General features: G+C 71.4%; 14 protein-coding genes. 7 read left to right on the top strand and 7 right to left on the bottom strand.

The features are described from left to right. Positions 1-54 precede the first annotated feature (54 nt). Together ACLQ2U_RS16225 and ACLQ2U_RS16230 are read right to left on the bottom strand one after the other, a co-directional pair. Positions 55-384: a tyrosine-type recombinase/integrase gene (locus ACLQ2U_RS16225; protein ID WP_425751477.1), complete on the bottom strand. Its 330-nt coding sequence runs from the start codon at positions 382-384 to the stop codon at positions 55-57. Positions 385-727: 343 nt separating this feature from the next. After that, complete coding sequence (locus ACLQ2U_RS16230) at positions 728-1,261, bottom strand: hypothetical protein (protein ID WP_425751478.1); 534 nt, start codon at positions 1,259-1,261, stop codon at positions 728-730. Between the two features lie 260 nt (positions 1,262-1,521). Here ACLQ2U_RS16230 and ACLQ2U_RS16235 point away from each other — a divergent pair, with 260 nt between their 5' ends. Together ACLQ2U_RS16235 and ACLQ2U_RS16240 are read left to right on the top strand one after the other, a co-directional pair. Next, a complete protein-coding gene (locus tag ACLQ2U_RS16235) occupies positions 1,522-2,025 on the top strand; it encodes a DUF4265 domain-containing protein (RefSeq protein WP_425751479.1) in 504 nt (167 codons plus the stop codon). A 565-nt stretch (positions 2,026-2,590) separates the two neighbouring features. After that, complete coding sequence (locus ACLQ2U_RS16240; protein WP_425751480.1) at positions 2,591-3,844, top strand: IS256 family transposase; 1,254 nt, start codon at positions 2,591-2,593, stop codon at positions 3,842-3,844. Between the two features lie 35 nt (positions 3,845-3,879). Here ACLQ2U_RS16240 and ACLQ2U_RS16245 read toward each other — a convergent pair whose 3' ends face one another. Next, positions 3,880-4,614, bottom strand: coding sequence for a GNAT family N-acetyltransferase (locus ACLQ2U_RS16245; RefSeq protein ID WP_425751481.1), 735 nt, complete (start codon positions 4,612-4,614; stop codon positions 3,880-3,882). Positions 4,615-5,094: 480 nt separating this feature from the next. Between ACLQ2U_RS16245 and ACLQ2U_RS16250 the strand changes: the two genes are divergently transcribed. The 3 genes from ACLQ2U_RS16250 (at position 5,095) to ACLQ2U_RS16260 (ending at position 6,857) form a co-directional block, all read left to right on the top strand. Continuing rightward, a complete protein-coding gene (locus ACLQ2U_RS16250; protein ID WP_425751482.1) occupies positions 5,095-5,703 on the top strand; it encodes a hypothetical protein in 609 nt (202 codons plus the stop codon). Positions 5,704-5,850: 147 nt separating this feature from the next. Beyond that, positions 5,851-6,546 (top strand): MOSC domain-containing protein, encoded by a 696-nt coding sequence (locus ACLQ2U_RS16255; protein ID WP_425751483.1) that lies wholly within the window; start codon positions 5,851-5,853, stop codon positions 6,544-6,546. Between the two features lie 23 nt (positions 6,547-6,569). Further along, a complete protein-coding gene (locus tag ACLQ2U_RS16260; protein ID WP_425751484.1) occupies positions 6,570-6,857 on the top strand; it encodes a hypothetical protein in 288 nt (95 codons plus the stop codon). Between the two features lie 82 nt (positions 6,858-6,939). On the opposite strand, the gene ACLQ2U_RS16265 is transcribed toward ACLQ2U_RS16260, so the two are convergent. Beyond that, positions 6,940-8,004 carry a sigma-70 family RNA polymerase sigma factor gene (locus tag ACLQ2U_RS16265; protein WP_425751485.1) on the bottom strand — a complete coding sequence of 355 codons (1,065 nt, stop codon included), beginning with the start codon at positions 8,002-8,004 and terminating at the stop codon, positions 6,940-6,942. Between the two features lie 71 nt (positions 8,005-8,075). On the opposite strand from ACLQ2U_RS16265, the gene ACLQ2U_RS16270 reads away from it, so the two are divergent. Together ACLQ2U_RS16270 and ACLQ2U_RS16275 are read left to right on the top strand one after the other, a co-directional pair. Continuing rightward, entirely contained in the window at positions 8,076-8,909 is an 834-nt protein-coding gene (locus tag ACLQ2U_RS16270; protein ID WP_425751486.1) for an alpha/beta fold hydrolase, read from the top strand. A 122-nt stretch (positions 8,910-9,031) separates the two neighbouring features. Continuing rightward, positions 9,032-10,759 (top strand): hypothetical protein, encoded by a 1,728-nt coding sequence (locus ACLQ2U_RS16275; RefSeq protein WP_425751487.1) that lies wholly within the window; start codon positions 9,032-9,034, stop codon positions 10,757-10,759. Positions 10,760-10,765: 6 nt separating this feature from the next. Here ACLQ2U_RS16275 and ACLQ2U_RS16280 read toward each other — a convergent pair whose 3' ends face one another. From ACLQ2U_RS16280 to ACLQ2U_RS16290, 3 genes are all read right to left on the bottom strand, one after another. Further along, positions 10,766-12,007: an RNA polymerase sigma factor gene (locus ACLQ2U_RS16280; RefSeq protein ID WP_425751488.1), complete on the bottom strand. Its 1,242-nt coding sequence runs from the start codon at positions 12,005-12,007 to the stop codon at positions 10,766-10,768. Between the two features lie 4 nt (positions 12,008-12,011). Next, positions 12,012-12,413 carry a YciI family protein gene (locus ACLQ2U_RS16285; RefSeq protein ID WP_425751489.1) on the bottom strand — a complete coding sequence of 134 codons (402 nt, stop codon included), beginning with the start codon at positions 12,411-12,413 and terminating at the stop codon, positions 12,012-12,014. A gap of 108 nt (positions 12,414-12,521) precedes the next feature. Next, the gene (locus tag ACLQ2U_RS16290; protein ID WP_425751490.1) at positions 12,522-13,322 is read right to left on the bottom strand and encodes a class I SAM-dependent methyltransferase; all 801 of its coding nucleotides are present in this window, start codon (positions 13,320-13,322) and stop codon (positions 12,522-12,524) included. Between the last annotated feature and the right edge of the window lie 282 nt (positions 13,323-13,604).

A 13,604-nucleotide genomic window follows, 5' to 3' on the forward strand; every position in this document is an offset into this window, starting at 1 on the left:
ACACATGTGCCCTGACCTGCGGCGGAGCACCCGGAATGGCCGTGATTCGCATGATCATGCCGTCTCCAGGCCGTCCGGCGTCTGTGGGTCGTCGGCGAAGGCGTGGTCGATCGCGCGGCGGGTGCGGTCCTCGCTGGTCGGCAGCAGGTGCGTGTAGATCCGGAGGGTGAAGCCGGGGTCGGAGTGCCCCAGGTACGCCGAGAGGGCTTTGATGCTTTCGCCGGCGTCGAGGAGGACCGAGGCGTAGGTGTGCCGGAGCACGTGCATGCCGTTGTGTCGGTTGTCGGGGACGCCAGTCGCGCGGATCGCGGGTTTCCAGACGCCCGAGTTGAAAGCCGTCCGGCTCAGCGCCGTACCGGCCGGGGTCGTCAGGTAAAGCGGCACAGTCCGCGGCTCGCCCGTCGAGGTGCCCCCACGGCAGGGTGACGTCGACCGGCGGGTACCGCTTGGCGTGCTCGGCGAGCCGGCGCGACACCGACTCAGGCAGCGGAACATCCCGTACCTTGCCGCCCTTGGGAGGCGCGAAGATCAGGCGTCCCCGCACGAGCTTGACCTGACCAGTCACGTGCAGGACCGGCCGGGCCGGGTCGAGGTCGTCGGGGCTGACGCCGAAGATCTCACCCTGCCGGAGGCCGCAGCCGGCGCCCAGGTCGACGGTGAGCCGGTAGCGGTCGGCGCCTAGTCCCACCACGTGCTTGACAGATCCGTCCCAGCACATGCTTGACGATCAATCAGGGGTTGAGCCGGCCGGCGTAAGGATGACCCGTTGAGTGTGATCTAGATGCCGGGTGACGGTGTACCTGCCGGTAGCGCCAACCCTCGGGGCCTGGCTGTTCCATCCGAGGGCTGACGAGCAATCTTCGAACCGCACCACGTACTCCCGGTTCGAGGTGAAGACGTGAGTGACGGTCGCGGTAACCACGGAGCCGATCGGGAAGCGCATTTCGATGGACAGCCACTCCTGGTGGCTCAGGCTAGTGGGCAGGTACGTCCGTGAGCGGAACTGCTCGTCGAGAGGAAGAAGACGGACCTGACCTGGCGTGTGCTGGAGAACTTCGAACGTCATCACTGTGCCAACCTGGGGCCACTCGGTCGGCTCGTGCGGCAAGACCAAGACGTCAACGAAGCCCTCTGGCTTTTGGCCCAGATCAACTAACAAGCCGATCGCTCCGGGCCTCGGTATGCGGACCACCTGACCCACGACGTGCGCACCCACTGGGAAGCGACGGCCAGCCGCGTCGAGCTGGTTCGGCTCCATCACGCGCGAAAACCTCCTCGACCGCCCTGGAACCATGCCCCGACGAGCGGAGGCTCCTGCAAGCGAGTGTCTCGATCATGTCAAGCGTCTGGTGGGACGCGAGTGTCGAGCATGTCCCGTGACGGGACACAGCCGGCGCCGGCGATGTCGGGTCTCAGGACGTTCGTGACAGAACAGTCTCAGCACGTGGGTGACACCCTTGGCTAGAGCACGTGAGAGCGGGTGGCTTGGAGTGCTGCTTCCCATGGGCGATCATGTCGGCCATGAACTCACCCGCACCGGATCGCGACCGGCCTGGCGGAGAGCAGCTCGTCAAGATCTGGTTCGGGTTCGTCCCACGGGAAGGGTGGCTTCCCTACGACGCAGAAGGGTTGTGGGGCGTTGCCGTTGGCCCTGACACGGTTCGCATCTGCAACGTGCCGTTCCTCCAAGATGGCGTGGCCGAGGAGGATGTCGTGCGCTTCACGACGCGCCCTGACGGACGTCGCTGGGCAACCGAGCGGGTCGAGGCGTCGGGCAACTGCACCGTCAGAATTCTGCCGATCCCGGACGGCCCACTGGGGCGAAGCGCCAGAGCCGTGCACGACCGCTTGGCGCCGTTCGGCCTCGGGGGCGAGACGTTCAGCAAGGACCTCCCACTCGTCGCCCTGACCGTGCCGGCGAGCGCAGACCTCCCATCGATTAAGGCGACGCTGCTCCGTGGCGAGGCGGAGGGCTGGTGGCAGTTCGAAGCCGTATGCGTCACCGACGAATGGGCAGCGGCCTAACCAGGTGACCTTGTCACGCAGGTCCTGATATCGATCTGTCACGCAGGTCCTGAGATCGGACAGCGGCGTGCCTCTCCGCGTGTGAGAAGTTTCTGTACGAGATCAAGGCGGCCCGCGTCGCGGGCCGCTCGCGCCGCCGAACCTGGGCCGGGCCGATGGCCCGCCGCCGCGCCTCTGGCCTTCGGCCGCCAGCGCGTCGGTGATAGCCCGCCGGCGGCGCGACATACGACGAAGCCCCGGGCCGCTGCTGATAGCGGTTTCCGGGGCTTGAGTCGGAACGAGCCAAACTTTCGGGGCGTCGGCTGTGGACGAAGTCGAGCAGACGGCACACGAGCCGGAGAGGGCGGCTGATAGGTCAGCGGGGCTCCACGTCGTCTCCGGCGTCGACGCGGGCGAAAGGTGTGAGCACGCGTCCGCTCGGCCCCGCCGCTGGCTAGGCCGGAGCAATGCTCATTACCTGTGGATCGGGCTCGGGTTGATGCGCGAAAGGCGTACCTTCCCCGAGTGATCGATCGACTGATATCGAGTAGCCCCGCGTAGCCGCGCGGGTCGGGAAGGCACGCCCGTGCTCAGCGTAGTCAACGCCGATGGCACCACGCCGAACGGCTCCCTGATCGATGAGATCGTCCGCGAAGGCGCTCGCAGGATGCTGGCCGCCGCCCTGGAGGCCGAAGTCAACACCTATATTGCCGAGTTGGCCGACCAACGCGACGAGAACGGGCGACGGCTCGTGGTCCGCAACGGCTACCACCAGCCCAGGTCGTTCACCACTGCGGCCGGGACCGTCGAGGTGAAGGCGCCACGGGTGAGCGACAAGCGCGTCGACGAGGCGACCGGCGAGCGCAAGCGGTTCTCGTCGGCGATCCTGCCGCCCTGGTGCCGCAAGTCCCCGAAGATCAGCGAGGTGCTGCCCCTGCTCTACCTCCACGGCCTGTCCTCGGGCGACTTCGTGCCCGCGTTGGAGCAGTTCCTCGGCTCCGCCGCCGGGCTGTCGCCCGCCACCGTCACCCGGCTGACCGCACGGTGGGAGGCCGACCACAAGGCGTTCGGCGAGCGCGACCTGTCCGTCATCGACTACGTCTACGTGTGGGCCGACGGCATCCACCTGCGCATCCGCCTCGCGCAGGCCAAGTCCTGCGTCCTGGTCGTCATGGGCGTGCGGGCGGACGGCACCAAGGAACTGATCGCGATGGCCGACGGCTACCGCGAGTCCGCCGAGTCCTGGGCCGACCTGCTTCGCGATGCCGCCCGGCGCGGCATGCGTGCTCCCGTCCTCGCCGTCGGCGACGGCGCACTTGGCTTCTGGAAGGCCCTCGCGGAGGTGTTCCCCGAAACCCGTCATCAGAGGTGCTGGGTTCACAAAACGGCCAACGTCGTTAACGTCCTGCCGACATCGGCCCAGCCCGGCGCCCGCAAGGCCCTGCAGGAGATCTACAACGCCGAGGACCGTGAGCACGCACTCAAGGCGGTGGCCGCGTTCGAGAAGACCTACGGCGCGAAGTGGCCCAAGGCGACGCGGAAGATTACCGATGACGTCGACGAGCTGCTGGCGTTCTACGATTTCCCCGCCGAGCACTGGATCCATCTGCGCACGACGAATCCGATCGAGTCGACCTTCGCGACCGTCCGGCTGAGAACCAAGGTCACCCGCGGCGCCGGCAGCGCGGCCGCCGCCCTCGCCATGGTCTTCAAGCTCGTCGAGTCCGCCCAGGCACGCTGGCGAGCCGTGAACGCACCCCACCTCGTCGCCCTCGTCCGCGCCGGCGCCCGCTTCGAACGCGGCCACCTCGTCGAACGCCCCGAGACCCTAGCGGCCTGAACAGCTTCACCCTGTCCGCAGAAGGCGAGCGGATCTCAGGACTCCGTGCGCCGTATGTGCAGATGGCCATCGAGAGGGAAGGAGGGTGGCGCTGCGGGCAGGACTCTGTCGAACCCGTAACCGCTCTTCTGCGCAACGCGGCACGATGCCAGATTGTCTTCCTGGTGAAGGAGTTCGAGACGTTCCAGCCCGTCCGCGCCGAAGGTGTCGAAGGCCCAGTCGGTGAGAACCTCAAGAGCGCGCGGGGCCACACTCCGCCCCCTCGCATGGGCTGCTGTCCAATATCCCACCTCAGCAGAGGGTTTGCCGGACGCGACTTCCTTGAGGACCACGTTGCCCACCAACTGTCCGTGAACCACATCGGGTTGCGCCTCAAGCACGGCAAAGCCGAACCGGTCCCCTGCTGCCCAACCACGCTGCTGGGCCCGCACCCACCGTGCCCCGTCAGCATTGTTCTCCACGGGCGTGCTCGTCCAGCGGCGCAAAGCGGAGTCCTGGAACGCCTCGACCAGTGCATCAACGTCCTCCGCGCACCAGGGCCGAAGTACGAGAGCGGGAGCGGACGGTGTCGGGCCCGCATGCAGTGTGGCGGCGGAGTTCACGAGCTGATCATATGCGGCGGCGTCCTCTGCCAGTGGGCCAGAAATCCTTATCCACAGGTCTTGACTATTACTCGCTAGGCCGACCGGCACTGGCACGATGGCACCCTCCGTGAATTCCAGCCCCAGCACGTATCCGCCACACCGGCCGGCATCGGTGCCGTCGGCCAATCTGGCTTCTCTACGCGACCTACCGCCCCGGCCGGCCTACGGCACGCCGTACCCGTTCGACCTCTACACGCATTGTGGCATTGAGCTTGCACAGTTCGCTGGGGCGAACTGGCGCGCCGAGCAGCTTCGTCATCGACAAGCGGCACCTCCAGACCTCGCTGGAAGTGATCCACTATCGGACGACGACCGAAACGGTGCCCGCTTGCAAGCAAATGGCTCACTGCCAGGCCCGAGCCGCACAAACGCCAGACATCGCTGCCACCGAGCGTCACCGCCACGCACGAGGCACCCCGCAAACGGCACTTCTCACAGCGCACCCGCATCGAGCACGTCATCGCACACCTCATGATCACCCCGCAAGGCGTACGTGCCCGCTTTAGCGCCCAGTATCCGTTCGTGACCGTCGGCTTTCCCGATCCGTGCGTCCTCGACACTCGTATCGTGACGATGGCCCCTGGTCAACCACGGACGGTGAGGTGCATGGACGACGGAGAACGCGAGCAGGCGCTGCTCACCGCCCTGACCACCGAGCATTTCGTGCTTCAGACCTCGCGCAGCGCGACCGTCACCGAGTCGGTGGGCCGGGCGACCGTCTTCCTGTCCCTGCTCTCTGCCGCGCTGATCGGGCTCGGTTTCGTCGCCAGCAACGCCGCGCTCGTCCGGCCGTACCTCGGGGCGGTGCTGCCGACGCTGGTGATCACCGGACTGCTCACATTCCTGCGGCTGGTGCAGAACATGGTGGAGAACGAGCTGGATCTCGCGCGAATCCAGCGCATCCGGGCGTACTACCACCGCCGGCTGGCCGGCGAGCACGATTTCTTCGCCGACGCGGTGCAGGGCGAGGGCATCATGCGGGCGACCTGGGCGGCGGTCGGTAACGCGCCCCGGCGGGCGCAGCTGTTGCTGACTACGGCGGCGATGGTGGGCGCGGTGAACGCGCTGCTGGTGGGGCTCGCGGTCACGCTGCTGGCCGGGCTCGCGGGGCTGTCGTCCGGGTTCGCGATCGGCGTCGGCACCGTGGTGGCTCTGCTGGCCTTCGCCGCCCAGGTCGCCTACATCAACCGCGAGTCGATCTCCCAGCCCGGGTAGGGGCAGCACCCTCGCAGGCGTCAGTTCGGTCGCTTGCCAGGGGCAGGCCGGCGGCAACTGTCACGAGGGCGGCCGACTCACGAGTGATCAGTTGCAGCAGGACGCTAGCAGTGATCTTGCTCGAGTTCGCGACCTAGAGTGGGGGCGATGAAGCTGGCCGAGATCCGCAGGTACCCGATCAAATCACTGCTGGGTGAGCAACTCCCTGCCGCAGAGCTCGACCAGCGCGGACTGGTGGGTGACCGCTTGTGGGCGGTGCGCGATGTGGACGGCAAGCTGGGCAGTGGGAAGAACACGCGTCGCTTCCGGCGGATGCCCGGCCTGTTCACGCTGCGCGGGCATGGTGGTGATTCGGTTCCGGTCGTGGAACTGCCTGACGGGCGCCGCTTCGCCGCGGACGAGCCCGCGGGGCACGCGGCCGTCAGCGAGGTGTTGGCCCGTCCCGTGACCATCGAGCGTGAGGCCGAGGTCATGCACCACGACGAGGGTCCGGTGAGCCTGATCAGCACCGCCGCCCTGCGGCGACTCCACGAGTTGGTGGGGGAGCCCGTCGACCCGGTGCGGTTCCGGGCGAATCTTCTCGTCGACCTGCCGGGCAGTGACTTCCCCGAGGACGGTTGGCTCGGCCGGGCCGTGCGCATCGGTCCCGATGTGGTGCTGCGACCACGCCGGCGGCTCACCCGCTGCAACATGATCGACCTCGCGCAGGAGAGCGTCCCGGCACACGGCACCCTCCTCAGGACGGTCGCCGAGCACCACGACATGACGTTCGGGGTGTGGGCCACGGTCGAACGCTGCGGTCGCATCGCGCTTCAGGATTCGGTCGAACTCGTGGCGGGCTGAGACTCCTGATGGTCGGAGTCCACGTGGCGTTCGGCATGGCCGGCGCGAACGTGGCGTGGGTCGGCAGGGACTCGCCCGCCGAATGGACTTCTACTACGCCAGCGCCGGGTGTTGCCCTCACGGCCTCGGTGGGCTGGTTGCTCACGGGGTTCCCCAGGACGAAGCCGGTGGGACGGGGCGCTCTCATCGGCGTGACGATTGCTACCGTGATGGCCGTGGCGGCAGCGCTGACCCGGTATGCGCCACCGTGGACAACCGAGGGCTGGACCGGCAACGGCTGGACCTGGAAAGCCATCGCGTCCGCTCTCTGACCGGCGGCGCGCCGCTCCGGCGAGGAGGCACGGACAGTGAGCCTGCACTACGACGTGGTCTTCTCACGTTCCGTGACGGCGCCTACGAGCTATGACCACCGGCAGGCGGTGACAGTTCCGCGGGGAGCCCGAACGCCGTGAAATCCTCCACCCCGAGGAACGAGGTGATGCCGGCGATCCGCTCACCGCACAGTGTCAGCACGTTGACCGACCAGGGCAGGTGCGGTCCGGAGCTGCCGGGCGGGCGCAGGTAGGAGGCCACCGCCGGCTGCCCGTTGGCGCTGGTGAACCGGTGCCGCCAGCTCCCGCACCGGGCCAGCGGCAGCTCCCGCGCGAAGTCCATCACCGCGTCGACCCCCCGGTACCAGTGCGGCATCGGCGGCATCGACCAGGTGACGTCCTCGGTGAGCAGCGCGACCAGGGCGTCGGCGTCGCCGTTCTCCAGTGCGGTGGCGTACCCGGCGACGAGTTCGCGCAGCCGGGCGTCGTCGAGTTTGCGCAGGGTCTGCTGTTGGCTGACGGCGGGAACCCGGTCGGCGACGATCCGGCGGGCCCGGGCCAGCGCGGAGTTCACCGAGGTGGTGGAGGTGGCCATCATGGTCGCGATCTCGGCGGCGGAGAAGCCGAGGACGTCGAAGAGGAGCAGCGCGGCGCGCTGGTTGCCGGGCAGGTGCTGCAGCGCGGCGACGAAGGCGAGTTCGACGGCCTCGCGCTGCTCGTAGCGTACGTCCGGCGAGGCCGGACCGCCGGTGTGGCCCGCGTCCGGATACGGCCCCAGCCACGCGACGTGGCCGACCGGTCCGTTGTCCAGGACGGCACGCTCGCTGGACGGGCCCAGGTCCACCGGCAGCGCGCGACGGCCGCGGCCGGCGGCGAGATCCAGGCAGGTCCGGGTGGCCACCGTGTAGAGCCAGGAGCGCAGCGAGCTGCGTCCCTCGAAGCCCGGCAGCCCCCGCCAGGCCCGCAGCAGGGCGTCCTGGAGCGCGTCGTCGGCGTCGTGGCTGGAGCCGAGCATCCGGTAGCAGTGCGCGTGCAGTTCCCGCCGCAGCGGCGCCACCAGGTCGGTGAACGCGGCCGGGTCGCCCGCGCGGGCCCGGGCCAGGTCGGCCGCCGCCGGCGCCGCGGCCTTCGCAGAAATCACGCTCACAAGCGACGATTCTGCCGTACGACGGAAGTCTCCACCCTGAACGCACGGCACGCCACGACCCGGGAGAGCCGATGAGCACCACATCCGCCGACAACGTCACCGTCGCGACCCTGGAAATCCCCGACGGAGTCCTGCACTATGAGGTACGCGGCCAGGGCCCACTGGTGGCGCTGGTCGCCGCGCCGATGGACGCCGGTGCCTTCGCGCCGCTGGCCGACCTGCTCGCCGCCGACCACACCGTCCTCACCACCGACCCGCGCGGCATCGGGCGCAGCCGGCTGCACGACCCGGAGCGCGACTCCACCCCGCAGCTGCGCGCCGACGACGTCCTCCGGCTGCTGGCCCACCTCGACGCCGGACCGGCCGCGGTGCTCGGCTCCAGCGGCGGCGCGGTCACCGTCCTCGCCCTCGCGCAGGCTCACCCGGAGGGGGTGCACACCGTGATCGCCCACGAGCCACCGCTGATCGACCTGGTCGATGACCGGGATGAGCTGCGCGCCCGGGAGGACGACATGATCGCCACGTACCGGGCCGGCGACCGGCTGGGCGCCGGCCGCAAGTTCCTCGCCTCGGCGAACATCGAGCTGCCCGAGGAGGCGGTCCAGGCGATGTTCGGCGGCGAGCCCGACCCGCAGGCGGTCGCGGACGAGCGCTTCCAGTACCTGCACATGCTCAGTGGGACCACCCGGTTCCAGCCAAACGTCGCCGCGCTGCGCGCGGGCCCGACCCGGGTGGTCGTCGGCATCGGCGAGCAGTCGACCGGGCAGCTCTGCGACCGGACCTCGCGGGCGCTCGCCACGGCGCTCGGCGTCGCGCCGACGATGTTCCCCGGCGGGCACATCGGCTTCGTCGAGGATCCGGCGGCGTTCGCCGCCCGGCTGCGCGAGGTGCTCGCCCAGGGCTGAGCCCCCGAAGATCACGTTTCGACCCCGATCGGGCGTCGGATCCGACCGCACCGTTGACCGGGTCCGGTCCGGTTCCTTTGTGCTGTGCGCGGGCGGGACCGCCCGGATCGGGGGACAGCACGATGGAATCCACGGCACCGCCACCGCCACCGCCACCGCCGCCGGTACCGCGACCGCACCGGTTGCGCGGGTGGCTCGCGGTCGCGCTGGCCGGCGTGCTGGTCGGCGGGGCTGCCGGGGTGACGATCTGGCGGACCAGCGCCGCCCAGTCCCCGGCACCCGCCGAGGCCGGCGCCCCGGTCACCACCCGGGAGCTCTTCGCCGGCCTGCCCGGCCGATTGCGGCCGCCGGCCACCCCGATCGCCCTGCCCACCGACCGGGCCGTGGGACGGGGAGCCCTGCTCTACCAGATCAACGACCCCGATGGCTTCGACGTGGCGACCGGCGCCTTGCCTCGACGGCCGATGTACCTGGTGACCGCCTCCGGTGAACAATTCGGCGTCGGGCTGGCGGCCACCATGGGCGAGTTCAGTCAGGCGCTCTCCCCGGACGGGCGGTGGTTCGCCCAGCGCCGAGACGGGCAGTGGTGGATCCGCGACCTTACCGAGGTCACGGAGCGGGCCGTCCCGCGCGGGTACGAGTTGCGGCAGTGGTCGACCGACTCCGGTACGGTCCTGCTCGACCAACACGCCGGCGCCGGCGAGGCGTACGCAGCGTTCACCCTGCCCGGCGGGGAGCTGCGCCCGCTGGCGTTACGCGGGACGCCGGGCCGCCGGATGCTGGCATTCCTGGACGGCCGTGAACTGGCCACCGCGGAGTTCAACGTCGGCCCGAACGCCCGGCCGCACAGCCAGCTCACCATCGCAATTCAGGATGTCGACGGCCGCACCGCCCGCTCGGTGTCGCTCGCCACCACCCAACAGGTGGGCCCCGGCGACATCCGCAACGCGTTCGTCCCGCTCGTGCGCGGCGGCGGCGATCCGCCGGCGGTGTGGGCTCTGGTCACCCGGCGGGAGGAGGTCCCGACCGGCCAGCCGGAGGGGGCGCGGGCGGTGCCCCCCATGACGTTGGTCGGGGTCGATCTGCGGTCCGGCCGACCGGCCGGCCGGATCGACCTCGTGGTGCCCCGGGGTGGCGAGGGTGAGTACTTCCTCGGTCTCGCCGGCACCGAGGTCCTCCTGCAACGCTGGACCGCGGACGGCGGTGAGCTGGTCGCCGCCGACCCGGCCACCGGCCGGCGTCGGGTGCTGACCTTGCTGCCCGACGATGCGCGGGTGATCGTCCCCCGGCGACTAGTGGTGACTGCACAATGGCCGCCGAGCGGGCGGTCAGGAGTCCGACGGCACCCCGGCCTCCAGCTGGCCGATCATCGGGGCGAGCAGGTCGTCCAGCCCGACGGGCGCCTCCACCAGCAGCGTCGCGCGCAGGTGCGGGGCGCGGGTGAGGTCCTGCTCGGACGGCGGCGCGTACTGGCCGAAGAGCTGCGGCCAGTCCCGCCAGCCGCGGTCGTGCCCCCACTGCCGGGTCCAGGTCAGCTCGGCCGGCCAGGGCGCCACCAGGGGCTGCTGTACGAGGTCAAGCGCCGGATGTATCCGGGTGATCGGCCGGGTCGGCTGGCCCGGGCGATGATCCGGGCGTCCGGGGAACCGGCGGGCCGGATCGACCTGGCCCCGCCGAAGAGGGGCTCGGGCGAGCTGTTCCTCGGGGCGGTGGGGGCGGAGGTGGTGCTCCAACGCCTGAGCAGGGATCGCAGCGAGCTGGTCGCCGTCGACCCGGCCACCGCCGAGCGCCGGGTGGTGACGACGCTGCCGGGCTCGGCGACGGTGCTCGTGCCGGGAGAGCTGGGGTAGCCGCCCTCACCCACGGTCGGCCAGCCGGGCGGCCCGGGCGTACAGGTAGCGCTGCTGCGGCAGGTTCATCGACCGGCGGGCCGCCCGCTCGTACGCCTCCCGCGCCGCGTCGAGGTCGCCGGCCCGTTCCAGCAGGTGCGCGCGGGCGGCGTGCAGCCGGGGGTCGTCGCCGATCCGCGGATCGGCGTCCAGCCCGGCGAGCAGGTCCAGCCCGACGGCCGGTCCGCGGGCCATCGCCGCGGCGACGGCGTGGTTCAACGCCACCACCGGGTTGTCGGCGATCCGCAGCAGCAGCGCGTAGAGCGCCTCGATCTGCGGCCAGTCGGTCTGCTCGGCGCTCGGCGCCTCGTCGTGCACCGCGGCGATCGCCGCCTGGAGCTGGTACGCCCCGACGTCCCGGCGGGGCAGCACCGCGTCGAGCAACGCGACGCCCTCGGTGATCTGGTCGGCGCGCCACCGGCGGCGGTCCTGCTCGGCCATGGTGACCAGTTCGCCGTCGGGTCCCACCCGCGCCGGCCCGCGCGCGTCGGTGAGCAGCATCAACGCCAGCAGTCCGGTGACCTCCGGGTCGTCGGGGAGCAGCCGGTGCAGCATCCGGGTCAGCCGGATCGCCTCGGCGGAGAGGTCGACGCGGCGCAGCCGCGGCCCGGCGGTGCTGGCGTACCCCTCGTTGAAGGTCAGGTAGAGCACGTGCCGTACCGCGTCCAGGCGGGCCTGGCGTTCCGCGCCGGTGGGCAGGGCGAACGGGACGCCGCTGTCGCGGATCCGTTGCTTGGCGCGGGTGATCCGGCGGGTCATCGTGCCCTCGGGCACCAGGAAGGCCCGGGCGACCTCGGCGGTGGTCAGCCCGCCGACCGCGCGAAGGGTGAGCGCGATCTGCGCCGCCGGTGGCAGCGCCGGGTGGCAGCAGAGGAAGAGCAGCACGAGGCTGTCGTCGTCCGGGTCGCGCCGGTCGGCCGGGGGCGCGAGCCACCGCTCCGCCGGGAGTGCGCGGGCCACGTCGTCCTCCCGGCGGCGGCGGGCCTGCTCGGTGCGGAGCAGGTCGGTGAGGCGGCGGGAGGCCACGGTGATCAGCCAGCCGCGCGGATTGTCCGGCAGGCCGTCGTCCGGCCAGCGGGTGGCGGCGGCCAGCAGCGCCTCCTGGACGGCGTCCTCGGCGGCGTCGAAATGCCCGTAGCGGCGGACCAGCGCGCCGAGGGCCTGCGGCGCCAGGCGGCGCAGCAGGTCCTCGACGGCGGGCGGGGTCACGGGGTCAGCCGTCGAGGTCCTCGATGCCCTCGGCGACCGGCCGCACGTCGACGTACTCGCCCTCGGCGTCCGGGTTGACGAAGCGGGCGGCGATCTCGGTGGCCCGGTCGAAGCTGGCGCACTCGACGACGGTGAAGCCGGCGAGCACCTCCTGCGTCTCCGGGTACGGCCCGTCGGTCACCACCGGCGCGCCGCCGCGCAGCTGCACCCGCCGGGCGTGCACCGGCGCGGTCAGACCCCGCCCGTCGACCAGCTCACCCGACTCCGCCAGGTCCTTGTGGATCGCCTCCATGTGGGCGTGCATCGCCGCGACGGCCTCGGCCGACATCGGCGGCTTCCCGCCCGGCCGCCCGGCCATCGCGTCGTAGTCCTGCTGCGAGCCGTACAACATGATCAGGTACTTCACGGTCTCTCCTCTCGGCACCGCCCCGGTCGGGGCCGTGCACCTGGGACGTCGGGGCCGGGGAGCCGTACCGGACACCACCGCGGCACCGGATCCGAGGGTAGGCGAGCCTCAGCCCACCGCGCCGGAGGCGAGCAGCGCGGCGGTGGGCAGCGCGAGCCGCCCGTCGTCGTCCCGGTGGGCGGCGCCGAGCTCGTCGTACCGGCGGCGCAGCCGGTCCCGGACCGCCGGGCTCTGCCGTTGCAGCAGCAGGCCGGGGACGCCGAGGCCGCTGGCCGGGCCGGACCACCAGTCGTCGGGGTCGGCGCGGTGGGTCCAGGTCAGCGTCGCGCACCGCACGTCGGTCAGCCCGGCCCGGACGAGCAGCCCGGCCAGCCCCGCCTCGGTGCGGGCGAAGTCCCGGTCCGCCGGCACCCTGGGCAGGTCCCCGCCGGCCACCCCGGCGAAGACCGCGCCCCAGAGCGCCTGCAACGGCGGCTGCGGGTACGGCCAGGTGGTGACCGCGACCCGGCCGCCGGGGCGTACGGTCCGGCGCAGCTCGGCCACCGCGGCGGCCGGGTCCCCGACGTGGTTGACCACGAAGTTGGCCACTGCGGCGTCCACCGCGGCGCCGGCCACGGGCAGGCGCGGCAGCGCGGCCCGGACCGGCCGCGCGTCGGGCACGGCCCGGCGGGCCAGCGCCAGCATGCTCGCCTCGGCGTCCACCGCGACCACCGTGGCGCCCCGCCCGGCGGCCCGCGCGGCCACCGTCCCGGTGCCGCAGCCCGCGTCGAGCACCCGGCCGCCGGGCCCGACGGCCGCCGCGTCCAGCAGCGCATCCACCGGGTACGCGCACAGCAGGGCGAAACTGCGCCGGTACGCCTCCGCTCGTCCGGCCCAGCGGTCCCGCTCATGATCGTCGAAGCTGGTCATGACCGGGCAGCTTAGTGCGGTGTCCACGAACTCATCGGCGTGACGATCGCTACCGTGATGGCCGTGGCGGCAGCGCTGACCCGGTATGCGCCACCGTGGACAACCGAGGCTGGACCGGCAACGGCTGGACCTGAAAAGCGATCGCGTCCGCTCTCTGACCGGCGGCGCGCTCGGCTCCGGCGAGGAGGCACGGACAGTGAGCCTGCAAGTAGCGCGGCGACCGTGACGGTGGCCTGGTACGAGTTGGCGGTCTTGTGGCCGACCTGAGCTGTAGGCTCGGCG

Source organism: Micromonospora sp. DT47 (assembly GCF_049844475.1).
Classification (GTDB): domain Bacteria; phylum Actinomycetota; class Actinomycetes; order Mycobacteriales; family Micromonosporaceae; genus Micromonospora.